The 18,577-nt window shown below is 50.3% G+C and carries 12 protein-coding genes; 1 reads left to right on the forward strand and 11 read right to left on the reverse strand.

Going from position 1 to position 18,577, the window contains the following annotated elements:
• Positions 1-58: 58 nt before the first annotated feature.
• The 11 genes from DU000_RS11515 to DU000_RS11565 all read right to left on the reverse strand — a co-directional run bounded on the left by DU000_RS11515 (position 59) and on the right by DU000_RS11565 (position 15,784).
• Complete coding sequence (locus DU000_RS11515; RefSeq protein ID WP_192878488.1) at positions 59-4,789, reverse strand: glutamate synthase-related protein; 4,731 nt, start codon at positions 4,787-4,789, stop codon at positions 59-61.
• Between the two features lie 141 nt (positions 4,790-4,930).
• The gene (locus DU000_RS11520; RefSeq protein ID WP_114403560.1) at positions 4,931-5,632 is read right to left on the reverse strand and encodes a transposase; all 702 of its coding nucleotides are present in this window, start codon (positions 5,630-5,632) and stop codon (positions 4,931-4,933) included.
• A gap of 47 nt (positions 5,633-5,679) precedes the next feature.
• The gene (locus DU000_RS11525) at positions 5,680-6,840 is read right to left on the reverse strand and encodes a deoxyguanosinetriphosphate triphosphohydrolase (RefSeq protein WP_114403561.1); all 1,161 of its coding nucleotides are present in this window, start codon (positions 6,838-6,840) and stop codon (positions 5,680-5,682) included.
• Positions 6,841-6,871: 31 nt separating this feature from the next.
• The gene (gene aroB / locus DU000_RS12870) at positions 6,872-7,966 is read right to left on the reverse strand and encodes a 3-dehydroquinate synthase (RefSeq protein WP_114403657.1); all 1,095 of its coding nucleotides are present in this window, start codon (positions 7,964-7,966) and stop codon (positions 6,872-6,874) included.
• A 60-nt stretch (positions 7,967-8,026) separates the two neighbouring features.
• The gene (aroK, locus tag DU000_RS13025) at positions 8,027-8,557 is read right to left on the reverse strand and encodes a shikimate kinase AroK (RefSeq protein ID WP_114403562.1); all 531 of its coding nucleotides are present in this window, start codon (positions 8,555-8,557) and stop codon (positions 8,027-8,029) included.
• Between the two features lie 8 nt (positions 8,558-8,565).
• Positions 8,566-10,536: an Ig-like domain-containing protein gene (locus DU000_RS12695; RefSeq protein WP_147267019.1), complete on the reverse strand. Its 1,971-nt coding sequence runs from the start codon at positions 10,534-10,536 to the stop codon at positions 8,566-8,568.
• 21 nt (positions 10,537-10,557) lie between these two features.
• Positions 10,558-12,768, reverse strand: a complete 2,211-nt coding sequence (locus tag DU000_RS11545) for a type IV pilus secretin PilQ (protein ID WP_114403658.1) — start codon at positions 12,766-12,768, stop codon at positions 10,558-10,560.
• Between the two features lie 74 nt (positions 12,769-12,842).
• Positions 12,843-13,376, reverse strand: coding sequence for a pilus assembly protein PilP (locus tag DU000_RS11550; protein ID WP_114403564.1), 534 nt, complete (start codon positions 13,374-13,376; stop codon positions 12,843-12,845).
• A 10-nt stretch (positions 13,377-13,386) separates the two neighbouring features.
• Entirely contained in the window at positions 13,387-14,055 is a 669-nt protein-coding gene (locus DU000_RS11555; RefSeq protein WP_114403659.1) for a type IV pilus inner membrane component PilO, read from the reverse strand.
• Positions 14,056-14,063: 8 nt separating this feature from the next.
• A complete protein-coding gene (locus DU000_RS11560; protein WP_114403565.1) occupies positions 14,064-14,708 on the reverse strand; it encodes a PilN domain-containing protein in 645 nt (214 codons plus the stop codon).
• Entirely contained in the window at positions 14,705-15,784 is a 1,080-nt protein-coding gene (locus DU000_RS11565; RefSeq protein ID WP_114403566.1) for a pilus assembly protein PilM, read from the reverse strand. Before DU000_RS11565 ends, DU000_RS11560 begins: the two co-directional genes overlap by 4 nt.
• 394 nt (positions 15,785-16,178) lie before the next feature.
• Here DU000_RS11565 and DU000_RS11570 point away from each other — a divergent pair, with 394 nt between their 5' ends.
• Positions 16,179-18,557 carry a penicillin-binding protein 1A gene (locus DU000_RS11570; RefSeq protein WP_114403567.1) on the forward strand — a complete coding sequence of 793 codons (2,379 nt, stop codon included), beginning with the start codon at positions 16,179-16,181 and terminating at the stop codon, positions 18,555-18,557.
• Positions 18,558-18,577 lie beyond the last annotated feature (20 nt).

An 18,577-nucleotide genomic window follows, 5' to 3' on the forward strand; every position in this document is an offset into this window, starting at 1 on the left:
ACTCCTTCTGTACTTGCGCTGCTCAGGCACACCCGTACTGATTATTCAAATTAGGCCATCATGCCATTGCGGGTTCTTGGCGCTCTTTGGCCATCGCGTTTAGTTCTTTCAAGGCGCGCCGGTATTCTGCGGGCATGACCTTGACGAAACGACTCCGAGCAACAACCCAGTTATCCAACACATGCCGTGCAATCGCACTGCCGGTGTAGCGGAAGTGATTTTCAACCAAGCGTTTTAGTAAGGCTTCATCGGCTTCACTGGGCCCGTTCACGTTAACCCGGTGCCAAGTAGCGCGATCAACCCGCGCCTGTTGCTCGCTCTGAGTTAACACGGGCTCCAACTCAACCATGGCTAAATTACAGAGACGGCTAAACTGCCCATCTGCATCGTAAACATAGGCGACCCCACCTGACATACCAGCAGCAAAGTTACGGCCAGTTTTACCCAGCACAATCACCGTGCCGCCCGTCATATATTCGCAACCATGGTCGCCAACCCCTTCAACAATCGCGACAGCGCCTGAGTTACGCACGCAGAAACGCTCGCCTGCTACGCCACTCAAATAGGCCTCACCACTGATCGCCCCATACATGACCGTATTGCCAACAATAATGTTTTCATCAGAGCGGCCACGGAAGTCAGCGGTAGGCCGCACAATCAAACGCCCGCCAGACAAGCCTTTACCAACGTAGTCATTGCCCTGACCAACTAAATCTAGGGTAATTCCATGGGCCAGGAAAGCCCCGAAACTCTGCCCTGCGGTGCCATTGAGTTGTATGTGAATGGTATCGTCGGGTAACCCAGCATGGCCATAAGTGCGCGCGACGGCGCCCGAAAGCATTGCACCAACACTTCGATTGACATTACTGATAGGGCTAATGAAGGAAACCCGCTCGGCTTTCTCCAGCGCGGCTCTCGCTTGCTCAATAAGGCGATGATCCAGGGCTTTCTCAAGCGCATGATCTTGCGTTTCGGCATGTGAGCGGGCAACCTCTGCGGGCATCGGGGGTTGATAAAAAATTCGCCCAAAATCGAGACCACTGGCTTTCCAGTGTGCGATGGCTTTTTTCTTATCGAGTAAATCGGTACGGCCAATCAATTCTTCAAAACGACGGACCCCCAACTGCGCCATGATCTCACGGACCTCTTCGGCAATAAAGAAGAAGAAGTTGACGACATGCTCGGGCTTCCCGCTGAATAATTTGCGTAGCTCGGGGTCTTGTGTTGCTACCCCAACTGGGCAAGTGTTGAGATGACATTTACGCATCATGATGCAGCCTTCTACCACCAGTGGTGCCGTTGCAAAACCAAATTCATCGGCGCCTAACAACGCGGCAATCACGACATCTCGTCCGGTTTTCATCTGGCCATCGGCTTGCACGCGAATCCGCCCACGTAGCCGATTTAATACCAGCGTTTGCTGGGTTTCTGCCAAACCGAGTTCCCAAGGTGTGCCTGCGTGCTTAATTGAAGACACTGGCGAGGCTCCTGTGCCACCATCATGGCCGGCAATCACCACATGGTCGGCCTTGCACTTGGCAACCCCGGCAGCAATCGTTCCAACCCCCACCTCTGACACCAATTTGACCGAAATACTGGCAGTTGGATTCACATTCTTGAGGTCATGAATGAGTTGAGCCAGGTCCTCAATCGAATAAATATCATGGTGGGGCGGCGGTGAAATCAGGCCAACGCCCGGAACTGAAAAACGCAATTTAGCGATATATTCACTGACCTTATGACCGGGTAATTGACCGCCCTCTCCCGGCTTCGCGCCTTGCGCCATTTTGATCTGAATCTGATCAGCGGAGATCAAATACTCGGCGGTCACGCCAAAGCGCCCTGACGCCACTTGTTTAATCCGCGAACGCAAGGAATCTCCCTCAGCCAGTGGCAAATCGATCTCTACGCGATTATCGCCAATGAGTGATTTGAGTGTTTCCCCCGCTTTGATCGGGATTCCTTTTAATTCATTCTGGTAGCGCTTTTCGTCTTCACCACCTTCGCCCGTATTTGACTTTCCGCCCAGACGATTCATTGCAATCGCTAGGGTTGCATGGGCTTCGGTTGAAATCGAACCAAGTGACATCGCCCCCGTTGCAAAGCGCTTAACAATCTCTTTCGCAGGCTCAACCTGATCAATATCGATCGCCTCAGTGGGGTTGAGTTTAAATTCAAACAAACCCCGTAATGTCATGTGACGCTTGCTTTGATCATTGATAATCTGGGCGTACTCTTTGTAGTTCTGAAAACTGTTCGCCCGCGTTGAGTGCTGCAGTTTGGCGATCGCATCCGGTGTCCACATATGCTCTTCACCGCGCACGCGCCAGGCATATTCGCCCCCCACATCCAGCATGGTTGCCAGCGTTGGATCACTGCCATAGGCGGCCTGATGGAGGCGGATCGCTTCCTCGGCAACCTCAAACAAGCCGATACCCTCTACTTTTGAGGCGGTTCCCGTAAAGTATTTATCGACTAATTCACGGTTTAGACCAATCACTTCAAAAATTTGGGCTCCACAATAAGACATGTAGGTCGAAATACCCATTTTTGACATGACCTTGTTCAAGCCTTTGCCAATGGCTTTGATGTAGTGTTTCAACGCAAGCTCTGTCGCTGTGGCAATATCGCTCGTTTCCTGTCGGCGCGCTTGCTCAACCAGTGTCTCCATGGCCAAATAAGGATGGACTGCTTCAGCTCCATACCCCGCCAGCAGCGCGAAGTGGTGTACTTCACGCGCGGAACCGGTTTCGACGACCAACCCAGTGCTGGTGCGCAACCCACGCTGAACCAGGTGTAGGTGAATTGCACTGGTGGCAAGCAAAGCAGGAATCGCCACCTGTGCCGCATTCGCAGCACGGTCAGAAATAATCAAAATATTGAAGCCGGATTTCACCGCGTCTTCCGCTTCTGCACAGAGCGAGGCCAGGCGCGCTTCTATCCCTTCTTTGCCCCATGCAATCGGGTAGCAGATTGTCAACTCATGGCTTTTGAATTTGTTTGCGGTGTACTCGCTGATATGCCGCAACTTCGCCATATCCTTAAAATCGAGAATCGGCTGCGCGACTTCCAAGCGCATGGGCGGATTAATATTGTTTAAGTCAAGTAAATTCGGTTTGGGGCCAATAAAGGACACCAATGACATCACCATTTGTTCGCGAATCGGGTCAATGGGGGGATTTGTGACCTGTGCAAATAATTGTTTGAAGTAATGGTAAAGCGGTTTGAGTTTATTCGACATCACCGCCAACGGCGAATCATTGCCCATTGAACCAATCGCCTCTTCCCCATGCTGCGCCATCGGGGTTAACAGTAGGCGTACCTCTTCCTGGGTATAGCCAAAGGCTTGCTGTCGATCTAGCAAATTCTCACTCGGGTTGGGTACGCTGCTATCAATGGCTGCCTCAACCTCGTCGAGCTTGATGCGGATGCGCTTAATCCACTCACGGTAGGGTTTTGCATTTGCTAGGGCATGTTTAAGTTCGGCATCGTCGATGATGCGCCCAGCTTCCATATCGATCAGGAACATTTTGCCGGGTTGCAGGCGCCATTTTTTGACGATTTTCGATTCGGGAATTGGTAATACGCCGGATTCCGACGCCATAATCACCAGATCATCATCGGTCACACAATAACGGGCGGGGCGAAGCCCATTCCGATCCAACGTCGCCCCAATTTGACGACCATCGGTAAAGGCCATGGCTGCCGGGCCATCCCAGGGTTCCATCATGGCCGCATGGTATTCATAAAAAGCACGGCGACTCTCATCCATCAATGTGTGCTGTTCCCATGCTTCTGGGATCATCATCATCATCGCCTGCGCGAGTGGATAACCAGAATGCACCAGCAATTCCAGGCAGTTGTCAAAGGTTGCGGTATCGGACTGCCCTTCATACACTATCGGGAATAGCTTTTGCAGATCTTCGCCTAATACGGCTGACTTCATGACCCCTTCACGGGCGCGCAACCAGTTGAAATTGCCACGTACGGTGTTTATTTCGCCGTTATGGGCCAGCAGACGATAGGGGTGCGCCAATGGCCACTCAGGGAAGGTATTGGTTGAAAAGCGCTGGTGTACCAGCGCCAGGGCCGAGATGGTTCGGGCATCTTGCAAATCTTTGTAGTACACCCCGACCTGATCCGCCAGCAAGAGCCCTTTGTAAACAATGGTACGCGCCGACATCGACGGCACAAAATATTCTTTACCGTGTTTCAACTTGAGTTGCTGAATCGCATGCGACGCTGTTTTTCTAATCACATAGAGCTTACGTTCAAGCGCTTCTGTCACCATGATATCGGGGCCACGCCCGATGAATATCTGCCGGATGACTGGCTCTGTTTTGCGCACGGTAGGCGACATGGGCATCTCACCATCGACAGGCACATCGCGCCAGCCCAATACCACCTGACCTTCAGCACGAACAGCACGCTCCAGCTCCTGCTGACAAGCCAGCTGCGACGCACGCTCTTTGGGTAAAAAGACCATGCCAACGCCATATTCACCAGCAGGGGGCAAGGCGACGCCCTGCTTCATCATTTCTTCTCGATAGAATTGATCAGGGATCTGTAGCAAGATGCCTGCCCCATCACCCATCAACTTATCTGCCCCAACGGCACCGCGATGATCGAGATTTTTTAGAATCTGCAGGCCTTGCTCTACGATTGCATGGCTTTTTTGGCCCTTTATATGAGCAACAAAACCGACACCACAAGCATCGTGCTCATGCTGCTCGTTATACATCCCCAGCGCACGCGCCTGCTGCCGCTGTTTTTCGATATTCATTTCCATGCCGCCCTCATTCAGAATTGAGTGCCCGCGCCCCGTGGCGCATTGCAACATGGTTGTTACTTTACTCCTACAAAAACACGCCGCCAAGCCTAAAAAAATAGGGTCAGAGTCATTTTATTTTAACCCACCAATTCAGCTAAATTAATTAGGGACAGTCTTATTGCGAGGAGGGCGCCCCCGCTTTGCAGGTACGAGTGCCCGGCCCAGTGCCTTACTGACGGCAGCGATGTAATCATTAGAACCGAGTATGCTATTTTTATACGTGGCGCTGCGAATCGCGGCCAGCTCCTCTGTGCTGTGCCCTTCAGTCACCCATTGCCGGTAGCTGGCTTCTCGTTCGAATGGGGTATTCCCAAGCGCCCAATAGTTCGGGTGGAAAGTAAGTAGCGGGTCTTTAGCCAGCCCTGCATTCGCGCGGTAACTTGACCATTTGTAGTGCCCAGGTTCTTGCACTATGGCCGCGCGCACTGGATTCAGCTCGATATAGCGGTAACAATTAAAAAGATAGCGCTCACTCTCTATATAAGCTGCTCTATATCTACCTTCCCATAGAGTACCTGTGCGGCCATAGCGCTGGTTAACATAGGGCACATAGCGTCGCCCTACAGATTGTAATAGTCGCGCTAGACCTCTTTCATTGCTGGTACTCACCAGCAGATGAAAATGGTTGGGCATCAAGACATAGGCATGAATGCGGACTTCCTGCTCTATCGCCGCGTAACGCAGCCACTCTAAAAAAAGCTCGTAATCCCGCGCCTCTCTGAAAATGATCTGACGATCGTTGCCACGTTGAATAACATGCTGCGGGCAATCCGGTATAAACAATCTGGGCTGTCTGGCCATTATATGAAACCTGCATTAAATGACTCTGACCCTAATTATAGGACTAATTATAGGACAAAGCCGTCGGGAATAATGTCCTGCCGTGTGGAACTGCCGAAGGGAGCAAAAATTCGCTGATACTCTCGTGTTGCGTAGCGGTCGGTCATCCCCGCAATATAGTCGGCAATGGTTCGCGCTAAGCCGTGTTTTTCTAGGCGTGCTTGGTATTGCGTCGGCAATAAGCGCGGCTCTGCTATAAATGCTTCAAACAGATGTTGGATGATGCGTTGAGCATGTTGCATCACGCGCATTACCTGATAGTGTCGGTAGAGGTTCTGAAAGAGAAAATGCTTTAGCGCGCGTGTTTCTTGTTGGATGGTTGGACTAAAGCTAATCAACGGTGGCACTGTCGCTACCGCTTCTCTGGTGGCGATGCCTGCTGCTGTAATCAGCTCACTACTATGAGTCACTAAATCCATGACCCAGGTGTTAATCATCCGCCGCGTTGTCTCATAAACCAACCGCCGTGCGTTCAAACCAGGGTAACTTTGTTGCACTGTCTTGGCGTGGCGCGCAAACAGGGGCTGTGTCATCAATTGCTCGAACTCAATCAAGCCGGCGCGTAGTCCATCATCAATATCGTGTGTGTTATAAGCGATTTCATCAGCGAGATTCGCGAGTTGAGCTTCTAAGCTTGGCTGCTGGCGTTGGATAAAGCGCTCACCGAGCGCGCCCAGTTGTAAGGCATGCTCACGCGAACAATGTTTCAGAATACCTTCGCGGGTTTCATAGCAGAGGTTTAGGCCATCAAACTCTGCGTAGCGCTCTTCGAGCTCATCCACCACTCGCAATGACTGTAAATTGTGTTCAAACCCACCATGGGCTTGCATCGCCTGATGTAGCGCGTCTTGGCCAGCATGCCCAAATGGGGTATGACCAAGATCATGAGCCAAGCAGATTGCTTCTGTCAGGTCTTCATGAAGGCCCAGGTGTCGGGCTACTGTGCGTGCGATTTGTGCGACTTCTAGTGTGTGAGTGAGACGTGTGCGAAAGAGGTCGCCCTCATGATTAATAAATACTTGAGTTTTGTACTCTAGACGGCGAAAGGCGGCAGAATGGATAATGCGATCACGATCACGATGAAACTCGTTTCTCGCCCCAGCAGGGGGCTCTACATACCGACGCCCTTTGGTGTAGGCGGGGTCAGCGGCGTAGGGTTTAAGGAGCACGACTGTTCACTTCCTTACTGGGTGCGCAGATTTACTGCTTGTTAGTGGTAGCCAGGGTATCAAGCAGCGGCTGTCCATCAACGGCCTGTATTTTGGCACGGCCTATGCCATCTAATAAAATAAATTGAATGCCATGATCACCCGCCTTTTTGTCAACCGCCATGTGATCCAAATAGGCTTGCACACCTAAGCTAGGGGCTTGGGTCGGCAGCCCTGCTGCCGCAATGGTGTTGATAATCTGGTTTAGATTTTCTTCGCTCAGATAATTTAGGCGATGAGATAACACCGCCGCCAATACCATACCTGCACCCACAGCTTCGCCATGCAGCCAGGTTCCATAGCCCATGCCGGCTTCTATAGCATGTCCAAAAGTATGGCCAAAGTTTAGGATTGCACGCAGGCCCGATTCCCGCTCATCGGCCGCAACCACAGCCGCTTTGATTTCAACCGAGCGTCGAATGACCGTTGCTAACGCATCTGAATCCAAGGCACGCAGCTGCGGCATTGTGTTAGTAACCCAATTAAAATATTCAGGATCAGCAATTAGACCATGCTTGATGATTTCTGCGAGGCCGGCGCTCAGCTCACGTGCGGGCAGCGTCTTTAAGGTCGCAGTATCAATCAATACAACTTGAGGTTGGTAAAACGCCCCGATCATGTTTTTACCCAGCGGGTGATTAATACCCGTTTTCCCCCCCACCGATGAATCGACTTGTGAGAGGAGGGTTGTGGGTATTTGCACAAAAGGAACGCCGCGCATGTAGCAGGCTGCAGCAAAACCCGTCATATCGCCAATAACTCCACCACCCAAGGCGATGAGCGTTACCTGCCGACTGCAATGATTCTCTAATAATCCGTCAAAGATCCGCTGCAGGTGTCCCCAATCTTTGTAGGACTCGCCATCAGGCAAAATAATTGGTACGACAGTCTTACCTACAGCCTCTAAATAGCTAACAAGTGGAGAGAGATAAAGTGGGGCGACCGTGGTATTGGTAACGATAGCCACTTTTTTGCCGGCGCAACTGGGTAAGAGGGCCTGCTGCAGGGCGTTATGATTTTGCAAAAGACCGCTGCCAATATGGATTGTGTAGCTGCGTTCGCCAAGGTTGACCATCACCGTTTGCAAAGAAGAATTCATGCCGATCCCACTAAGAAAGAGTTGTGATTGTAAATCGGTTCTTTCTAGCTATTGATTGAGGTCGCCAATAGATTTAGCAGGCTGCAGCAATTGCATGATTTTATTGATGACGTGGTGGGCGCTATGCCCATTCGACTCCACCGTAAAATGAGCTGTTTGCTCATACAGGGGCATCCGCTGCTCCAGCAGTTGCGCCAACTTTTGCCGAGGATTTTCCGACTGCAGAAGAGGGCGGTTGCGATCGTGCTGTACCCGATGCCATAACTCATTTAAGCTTGCACGTAGATAAATCACTGTCGTTCTGGAACGAAGATGGTCACGATTCTCAGCCTGCAAAATCGCGCCGCCCCCAGTTGCCAACACCATGTTATCGCGCTGTGTTAACTCATCGACAATCTGCGCTTCACGACGCCGAAAACCCGCCTCGCCTTCCAGATCAAAGATGACTGGAATTTTCACGCCTGTACGGGCCTCGATCTCATGGTCGCTATCTACAAAAGAAAGGCCCAACTCACGTGCCAGCAAGCGACCAACTGTCGACTTGCCAGCACCCATTGGGCCGATTAGTGCTACATTCATTGTATGCGTTAACCATCATTCGTATTGCATGAGAGGTCAGTGCCGTAAGGGCTTCGAACTGATGCGGGAGGCGTTGTTGCACTAGAAAAATCATCAGCAGACCCAAGAAGCAAATATGTATAGCTTGATAGTCCATTCGCCCCGCTTGCTGCTACGATAGCTGCGGCACGAATAGAATAATTTGCCCAAGGTGCGTAGCTCTGCGGGTAAATCAAATTAAAGTTTACCTGCCCCAGCGCATTTGTTGTGTTACCTGATACGTACTGTACAGCGGGAACAATACCAGGCCTCAAAATACCTGAGCCAGTTTCACCAGGATCTCTCACACCATCATTATCAAGGTCTTCATTAGGGCAAGTTATCGATGTCTGGTATGTCCAGACGGTGCCATTGTAAAAGAGAGTCCCCTCAATGAAACTAACTGGTACTAGCTGAATAGTGATCGCGCTATTTTGCACTGGCTGGCCAGCGACATCTCGGACAACGACAGTGAAAGGCTTGCTGTATGTAACACTGTCTAGCTCAATGATGGTATTGCCCGTACCGATCGTAACAAATAGGGAACTTCCACCGACCGTTAATGATGCGGTAGATGGCCCCAATGCTGGAGTAGCAGGCGCCGCAGGGGTGGCGACTGTCCTGGCAGCAATGCGAACGCCATTACTTGATGTCGCCACACTGCCTGCGATGAAATCTATCGTAGCGTTACCTGCTGCATCTGTAATCGCAGTTTGGGAGGACAACAGTCCGCCAGAACCATCCACAACAAAACTAAACTCAACCGTTACGCCGCGTACCGGACTATTCGTTAAGGTAGTCACACTGGCAATCAAGGTACTTTTATTTGTGGCCGTTAGATTAACAGTTTGATTCGTTCCGACCAGCGTTGGTGTAGCCTGAAGTGCTAATTGACTAGCACTGCTGACGGGATTCTGAAAGTAAATAACCTTATCAACGACTACGGTTGTTTGAGCGCTTGGGCTTCCTATCGCACAACTTCCTACTGGATAAACCACGCTCGTACGAACGGTTGCAAAGCCAGATTGCGATGATACGATAGTAGCTGTCCTTGAACCAGTGGTCGCCACGACTCCCAATGTAGAGGTCGTTGTGAAGGTAATTGCTGGATTGGTACTCGTTGTAGCGCCGCACTTAGCGTCTACGGTTAAATTTGCTGCTGTGCCCACCAACTCTGCCGGTGTTGAATCTGGGAGTGGAGACTGCGATCCAGTAAGAGTTACAGCTGCATTAGCAGTTGTACTAACATCAATAGTCAGCGCAGCAGCTAATCTTACTGTTGGTGAACTTTTCACTCTTGCGTCAATCACCACATTAGTGGCACCAGCTGCTGGAGTAAAACTGTAAGTGTAAGCACCCGTTGAACTTGTGGTGTAAGTTCCAGTCTGCACCACACCGTCTTTGAAGATTTCTAAGTCTTGCGATGCAATCGCATTACCATTGGGATCTGTAAGTGTGAAAGTGATGTTTTCAGACACCCCTGCCTGCGCCAGACCAGCGTTTTGCCTTGTGGCTTTCAGCTCCGCGCCGCTGACCACAATTGCGGTATTCGCAGAGACAGAGCCAGATGATGCCGTTATTGTAATAGTACGGCCTGAAATATTTGTGCCAGGTAAGATGGTAGCAGTTACTTTACCATCGGTATCAGTTTTGCTGCTAGATGCAGTTAAATCTGCACACAAACCACCACTAACATTGCACGAAAGGGAAATGGTCATAGTCGCGCCAGCTACTGGAACCCCTCCCGCAGTTTTCGCCTGAACGGTTAAGGTCGCTCCTGACAAAGTATTTGCTTTAAGGTTGCCTGTTGTGCTGCTAATACTGATTGTGCCAACACTCGCAACAGTGCCTGTAGATCCAGATGAACTACTCCCACCACTTGCCCCAGCTCCGCCCCCGCAACCCTGTATAAAAGTAGCGATAGCAATTATCGCCAACGAATAGAGTCTTTTCATTGTCATGTGCATTTGTTACCTCGATACTTAGCGGCTTGCTGACTGAACGCGTTCAGCCACAATCTTGGGGGTAATAAAAATTAATAATTCGGTCTTGTCTTGAATTCTTGATTGGTTTCTAAAGAGCCAACCAAGAACCGGGATGTCTCCAAAGAAGGGGATGCGGTTTTCAAATTGACTCTCGGTTTGTTCAAAAATTCCACCCAAAATAACCGTACCCCCATTCTCCACCAACACTTTGGTTTGAACCGAGCGGGTATCTTTAGCAGGAATGTTACTCCCGGTTCGGGTTTGCACTAACGCACCCCGGCTATCTTTGGTCACTTCAACCTCAAGAAATACATTGCCATCGGGCGTAATCTGCGGCGTGACATCTAACTTGAGCACAAACTCTTTAAACTCGATTGAGGTTGCCCCGCTGGCGGTGGCGCGCTCGAAAGGAATTTCTTCACCCTGCTTGATGGTGGCTTTCACTTGATCGGCTGTGACGACGCGTGGACTTGAAATCACTTTGGCTTTACTGTCTGCTTCGAGGGCAGATAATTCCAAATTCAGAAACTGCGTTAACTTAGAGGTAAATAAGCTTATCGCAAATGAACCTGGTGAAGCACCGCTGATCCCGGTTGCCGGCAAATTAACAAAATTTGTGTCGGTCAGAGAGCCCGCCGCTTGACCCAAGCCCAGTGCAGCTGGTGTTAGATCACCAGCGCCATTTTGAGAAGACAAGTTACCCACGCCATTTAAGTTCCCAGAAATCGTGCTGTAAGTGCCGCCAATAAAGCGATTTCCAGCTCCTTGCGATGGAGCATATAACGTACCGATAGTGCCATCTGCTTTGGTGTAGGGCACTTCAGTATAGGCAGTAGCTCGCTTATCATTCCAACCCAAGCGTGCGCCGATATTTCGAGTGAATTTATCTGACGCCTGCACAACCCGCGCCTCAATCAAGACCTGACGAGTTGCCACATCTACCTTCTGGATAAATTTACGGATATCGTCTAGGCGAGAATTGGTATCTAAAACAAACAGTTGATTGGTCCGCTGATCCGCAATAACGCTACCGCGCTTGGAAACAATCCGGTTATTGGTATCAGATAAAATCTTCTGCAGATCGATCGCTTTCGTGAAGTTGAGCTGGAACACCTCACTGCGTACAGGCTCTAAATCTGTAATTTGAGACTTAGACTCTAAATCAAGTTTTTCTTTGGTTAATAACTCGTCTTTGGGGGCAACCCACAGCACGTTATTATTCTTGCGCATATCCAAGCCTTTGGCTTGCATAATGATATCGAGGGCTTGATCCCAAGGGACATCCTTCAGACGCAAGGTGATATTGCCTTGCACAGAGTCGCTTGTGATGATGTTTAGGTTGGTAAAGTCGGCGATGACCTGCAATAGTGCACGAATATCAACATTTTGAAAATTCAGCGAGAGCTTCTCACCTTTGTAGCCAGCACGCGTTCCTTGCACCAGTTTATTGGGGTCTTCTTTGATAGGTTTGACTTCAACAACAAACTGCGTATCACTCTGGTAAGCGTTATGTTCCCACAAGCCTTTGGGCTCAATCACCATTTTCACGGTGTCGCCTTGAGTCAACGTATTGATGCTGGTCACCGGCGTCCCGAAATCGGCCACATCAAGGCGACGGCGCAATTTTTCAGGCAATGAGGATTTAAGAAAATCAATCACCACTGTTTGCCCTTGCTGACGGATATCAATCGCTGCTTGCGGGTTAGATAAATCCACCACGACCCGCCCTTCACCTTCACGACCGCGACGAAAATCGATATCTTTAATAAGATTTTTTGCGCTCGCCGCGTCTTGACCAAAGCGGAATTTGTCATTGGCCGCTTCAGCTTTTGCCGCAGTTTGTGCGGCAGCCGACTCAAGCGTGACCAGCAACGACTTACCTTCTACTTTGCTCGTGTAAGCGACGCTCTGCTTCAAATTTAAGACAACACGGGTCCGCTCATTCGTCCCCACTACGTTGACTGTACGCAACTCACCAGTGTTAATCTCGTGCTGCGTCTTGCCAGAGGCGTTGTCGGTTGCGGGAAAATCAAAAGCAATCCGGGCCGGGCTGTTCACTGAGAAAGAGGCCGGCAACTCTTTAAGAGGGGCCTTGAGATCAATTTTCAAAACGACTCGAGAGCCGCTCTGAGTCGCCTGTATCGACTCAATGGCGTTATCCTGGCTTTGCGCTGCCGTGCGAACACCCAGCAGCATCAGGGGCATCATCAACAGTAATGTTATTAACCCCTGAAAAGGCTTAGAACCCCGCGTACTCCAACCCTGTTTAGCTCTCTTTTGCATCATTTTTTCGCCTCTTGAGTGGCTTCTTGTAAAACAAGCGAATTTTCGCGCTCAATCCATTCACCTGCTTGGTCTTGAATGGTTTCCTTAATTTTCATTTCTGTTTCTGTGATCGCCACGACCATCCCGTAGTTCTGGCCCAAATAATTGCCCACTTTGAGCTGATACAAGCTTTTATCGGCTTCAACCAAGGCGTAGGTTAGTTTGCCATTGCGGATTGTGCCAACCATTCGTAGCTGGTCCAACGGAAAGGCTTCTAAGGGCTCACGGCGGCGATCTTGGTTGGGTGCATTGCGCTTACCCGCCTTCGCATCAAGTACACGTGATAACTTGACCGCATTAAAAGGATCAATTTGATCCTGCAACTGGTAGGTAAAGGGATCAAATTTTTTAGACTTCGGAATAACCTCAATCGCTGGCTTGACGTTTGCCTTGGTTTGCTCCATCCAGGTTCGGGTATCTGTGTGCGGATCATCACTACAGCCTAATAAGCTGAGTGCCAGTAAACCAGTCCAAGTGAATCTGTTCATCATGGCTTCTCCGCTACTTCATCGGTGGCTTGGGCTGATTACGCTTCGCCGCCACTTCATCAGGATCTAAATAACGGAAGGTTTTTGCTACCGCGTCCAAGGTTAACGTCGCCCCCTCTTTTTCCTTACCAGCAATCAAATTAATACTATTGAGTGTCACGATTCGGGGCATGTTCGACAAATCACTCGCGAAAGAAGCCACATCATGGTAGGTGCCTGTCACACGGATATCGATCGGCAACTCAGCATAGTATTCCTTGACAGCGACTTGCCCTGGCTTGAATAGTTCGAACTGCAACCCACGACCGATACCAGCCTGATTTATATCGGAAAGCAACGCATCCATCTCGGCCTTGCTCGGCAACTGGCGCTCCAGCGTCACCACATCTTGGTTAACCTCTTCTTTTTGCTTTTTCAACGCATCCAGGTTAACCGCTTTGCTGTATTTGTCCTGAAACTCTTGACGTAGAGTTTGCTCTTGCCCAACCAAGTTTTCCAACTCACTGTTTTTATCGAGGATAAACAAATAGTGGCCCAATCCCAGCGTCGCCGCGACAACCCCAATTAGCAGGGTGATGCGTGGGATTAATGGCCAAGCGCCCGGATCATTCGGATTCAAACCACGGAACTCTTCCGCAATTTGATTAAAATCGATATTGAGATTGATATCTTTTAGTGCCATCTCAAACCTCATGTTTTAGCCGGCTGTACCGTGACAGCCCCTGCCGGTGGTGGCGTGGTTGCTGCGGGTTCAGCTGGCGTGGCAGGGGTAACCGGCTTGTCTTTAATACCGATCGTCATGGCAAATTCAAAAATCTTACGGCCATCTTTTGCCCCACCCAATGGCACAGATTTAATCTCGATAAGATCAGGATTTTCCAGCCAAGTCGCCTGATTCATAATATTGCGCAAAATTTCAGAAACCCGTTCTTGTGATTGTGCCAAACCAACCACCGTAAAGCGTTTACCATCTTGCTTAATCGCCTTGAGGTAAGCCCCTTCGGGAATCTGCCGAACCAGCTCATCAAAGACACGAACAGGCTGATTACGGTCGACTTGCAAGCTTTCCACTGCGTTTTGGCGGGCCCGTAAGGCTTCAATTTCTTCACGTAATTTAGAAATTTCCACAATTTGGGCATCGAGCTTTTCATTTTCAGCTTTAATCATGGCATTAACGCCGAGCTGATTTTGAATTTGCCCATTCTTCCAAAATACCTGAGCAAACACCAACACAGCGCCCAAGGCAAATAACAGGCCCATGAGAACAAAGAACTGCTCGCGCCGCTCTTTGCGTTTGCGCTCACGGTGCGGTAGTAAGTTAACGCGAATTGTCATTCGTCAAACCTCCGCATCGCCAGGCCACATGCGACTAATAGCGCAGGCGCATCATGTCGCAACTGCCGCTCACGAACCGAGGTGGCAATCTCCATACCCGCAAAAGGATCGACAACTTTCGTATTTACCTGGGTCCGCTCCTGCACCGTTTTATCTAAATCAGGAATCAAGGCACAGCCCCCCGCTAAAACCAATAAGTCAACGCGAGAATAGGGGGTAGAGGTAAAGAAGAATTGCAGCGCACGGGTAATTTCAAGCGACAAATTCTCAACGAATGGCAGCAGTAAATCCGTGGTGTAGTTATCGGGGAGATCGCCGGTGCGCTTCTTCGTTTCGGCTTCTTCATGCGTGATGCCATAGGTTCGTGCAATATCCGAAGTCAGCTGCGCCCCGCCAAAAGCTTGCTCACGCTCATAAACCACCTGACCATTCAACAGAACTGAAACCGCTGTGGTATTCGCCCCAATCTGAAAAACCGCAATAATCTGCCCCTCACCTTTGTTAGGCAACAACTGGGTATAACGCTCAAGCGCCGAACGTGCTGCATACGCTTCGATATCCATGACATAAGCAGCAAGTCCCGCCATTTCGACGACAGCAACCCGATCTTCAACCTTCTCTTTACGCGAAGCGGCAATCAAGACCTCAACATCACCCGGCGAAGTTTGGCTGGGGCCAATAACCTGGAAATCTAAGTTCACCTCATCCAAGGCAAACGGGATGTACTGATTCGCTTCGCTCTCAACCTGGACTTCTAGCTCCTCTTCACGCAAGCCTTCTGCCAGCATGATTTTTTTGGTAATCACGGCAGAGGTTGGTAGAGCCATCGCCACATTCTTGACGCGTGAACCGGCTTTTTTTGCCGCTCGCTTGACAGCCTCACCAACCGCTTCAATGTTTTCCAGGTTGCCGTCTACAACAACCCCACGTGCCAGGGGCTCAATCGCGTAGCGTTCCAAGCGCAACTTCCCCTTAGCCTGACTGAGCTCGACTAACTTAACGCTGGAAGTGCTGATATCCACCCCGATCAAGGGCGGAGAGCGCTTCTTCAGCAACTGTGAGAAATCGATAGCCAATTTAACCCCAACCCTGAAAAAATTCTTTTACAAGAGACACTTAGGCGATTTTCTAATAATTTACATTAGATGCTAGCAACAAGAAATTAGAGTAGCAAAGCATTTTCAACAGCAATCCATAGAAAAAGGCCGTAATTCGGGGCTATTGCAACATCTGCACCACAACAAAACCGGCATTTCGGGACAAAAAGGCCTAGTCAGGCCAGCAGAGTCGCCGCGGCCTACTCAGAAAGGCGTCTATCCGCTTTGCATCGGGCGGGTCAAGCGCTTATGTCGATTTGACTTCCGCGCTTGCCTTAACCACTCCTTACATTTCGCCTTGACGGGGAGCGCTATAATTGGTCGCACTTTAGTTTCATCATTCAACCTTCAGCCCTGCACTGACCGCCCAATCATGACTGATCGCCTAAAATTTATTCGAAAAATCACCCAAAACCGGTGGAGCAAGGTGGGGCTATGGTCGCTGTTTAGCCTAACAGCGGTTGCGCTGATTGCAGGGCTGATTCTCTTGCTATGCATTTTATTTATCTATCCCAAACTACCTTCGCTAGAGGTGCTGACTGACTACCACCCTAAAATCCCGCTGCGCGTTTACACCGCAGACGGTGCCTTGATTGGTGAGTTTGGAGAGGAACGCCGGAATTTGGTGAGCATTCAAGAAGTCCCAGAAATTATGAAAGAAGCCGTGTTGGCGATTGAAGATGATCGGTTTTATCAACACAGCGGGGTTGATCTAATTGGCGTTGCCCGCGCAGCACTTAGCAATTTGATGGGCGGGGCCAAGCAGGGGGCCAGTACTATTACGATGCAAGTTGCGCGGAACTTTTTCCTTTCTAGCGAACGCACCCTAACCCGCAAAATTTACGAAATCATGCTCGCCTTCAAAATCGAGGCGACCCTGCCTAAAGACAAGATTTTAGAACTTTACCTAAATCAAATTTACTTGGGTCAGCGTGCTTATGGCTTTGCTTCTGCCAGTCAAATCTATTTTGGCAAACCCCTAAAAAGCATTACCTTGGCCGAGGCAGCTATGTTGGCCGGCTTGCCCAAGGCTCCATCTAAATACAACCCCGTCGTCAATCCGACGCGCGCAACAATCCGCCAACGCTACATTTTGCAGCGTATGCTGGAACTGGGATACATCACCGAGAGCGATTACCAGCGCGCATTGAGCCAAAAACTACAAGTGCGCTCTTTGGGCAATGAGTTTGATGTGCGGGCTGAATATGTCGCCGAGATGGCCCGCCAGCTCGTTTACGAGCAATACAAAGAAGATACCTATACCAAGGGGCTGCGCGTTTACACCACCCTCCTACGAGATCATCAGGAAGCCGCCTATCAGGGCGTACGACGGACCCTCATGGATTACATCAAGCGACGCGGTTATGGTGGGCCAGAAGGTTACCTAGACCTTGGCCAAAAAGGGTTTACAGATGCGGTTGAAGATGCGCTGGTTGAGTTTGCAGATAGTGACAATCTCTATGCTGCCGTTGTTCTGAATGCCACGCCTAAACAAGTTTTTGTTGCGCGCCATGCTGCCGAAGAAATCGAAATCAGCGGGGAAGGGCTGAAATTTGCCGCGCCCAGTTTGAGCAATAAGGCGGCGCCAAACAAACAAATCCGGCGCGGGGCCGTCGTCCGCATTATGCAAAATGACAAAGGGCAGTGGGAAATTGTGCAAATGCCCGACGTTGAAGCCGGCTTTATCGCCGCCAACTACGACGATGGCGCGATCCGGGCCTTGGTTGGGGGGTTTGATTTCAACCGCAACAAATTCAACCATACAACCCAAGCTTGGCGGCAACCCGGCTCCAGCTTCAAACCCTTTATCTATTCTGCTGCGCTAGAAAAAGGCTTTAACCCCGCCACCATTGTCAATGATGCCCCGCTGTCATTCAGCGCCGCGCAAACCGGCAGCCAAGCCTGGGAGCCTAAAAACTACGATGGCAAGTTTGAAGGGCCGATGCGCCTGCGCAATGCCTTGGCTAAATCAAAAAATATGGTGTCTATCCGTGTCATGCAAGCGGTGGGCGCTCAATATGCCCAAGACTATATCGGTAATTTTGGCTTCGACAGCGACAAGCACCCGCCCTACTTAACCACCGCGCTCGGGGCCGGCTCCGTCACGCTATGGCAAATGGTCGGGGCTTACTCGATCTTCGCCAATGGTGGCTACCGGATCAACCCCTATTTCATTGCAAAAATCACTGACCATAACGGCAAAGTGTTGGCCCAAGCCAAGCCCGTATTGGCAGGCGATGAAGCTAATCGGGCGATTGATTCACGTAACGCCTTTCTCATGCACAGTATGATGCAGGATGTCGTGCGTTATGGCACCGCAGCCCGCGCCAATAGTTTGAAACGGACCGACCTCGCTGGCAAAACGGGTACAACGAATGACTCGCACGACGCCTGGTTTGCTGGCTATGGGGGTCCTTATGTTGGTGTTGCCTGGATTGGTTACGATCAACCTAAGAAACTGGGCGATCGTGAAACTGGCGGCGGGCTGGCTTTACCAGTATGGATTAACTACATGAGCCGTGCCTTGCAGCAGGTCCCGATGGTCGAGCGCAAGCCGCCTGAAGGGTTGGTCGCTATAGATGGAGAATATTTCTATGCTGAGTTTACTGGCGTCAACAGTGTGCGTTCACTGGGCCTCACTGAGGTCGACAAAGAAGACAGCAGCAGCCTAACGGATAATGATTTAATGCAAAAAAATGCGCCTGTCGTTGCGCCTGGCGTTAACCTAAACAGTAGTGACGCCAGAAACTAGCATCACATACAGTGCAGCGG

Source organism: Parvibium lacunae, assembly GCF_003335215.1.
In the GTDB taxonomy this organism is placed as follows: domain Bacteria; phylum Pseudomonadota; class Gammaproteobacteria; order Burkholderiales; family Burkholderiaceae_D; genus Parvibium; species Parvibium lacunae.

Coding starts and splice junctions, on each gene's coding strand:
- DU000_RS11560 (WP_114403565.1), bottom strand. CDS start 14,708: ATGACAATTCGCGTTAACTTACTACCGCACCGTGAGCGCAAACGCAAA.
- aroK (WP_114403562.1), bottom strand. CDS start 8,557: ATGAATGTAGCACTAATCGGCCCAATGGGTGCTGGCAAGTCGACAGTT.
- DU000_RS12695 (WP_147267019.1), bottom strand. CDS start 10,536: ATGACAATGAAAAGACTCTATTCGTTGGCGATAATTGCTATCGCTACT.
- DU000_RS11555 (WP_114403659.1), bottom strand. CDS start 14,055: ATGGCACTAAAAGATATCAATCTCAATATCGATTTTAATCAAATTGCG.
- DU000_RS11545 (WP_114403658.1), bottom strand. CDS start 12,768: ATGATGCCCCTGATGCTGCTGGGTGTTCGCACGGCAGCGCAAAGCCAG.
- DU000_RS11550 (WP_114403564.1), bottom strand. CDS start 13,376: ATGATGAACAGATTCACTTGGACTGGTTTACTGGCACTCAGCTTATTA.
- DU000_RS11515 (WP_192878488.1), bottom strand. CDS start 4,789: ATGGAAATGAATATCGAAAAACAGCGGCAGCAGGCGCGTGCGCTGGGG.
- DU000_RS11520 (WP_114403560.1), bottom strand. CDS start 5,632: ATGGCCAGACAGCCCAGATTGTTTATACCGGATTGCCCGCAGCATGTT.
- DU000_RS11570 (WP_114403567.1), top strand. CDS start 16,179: ATGACTGATCGCCTAAAATTTATTCGAAAAATCACCCAAAACCGGTGG.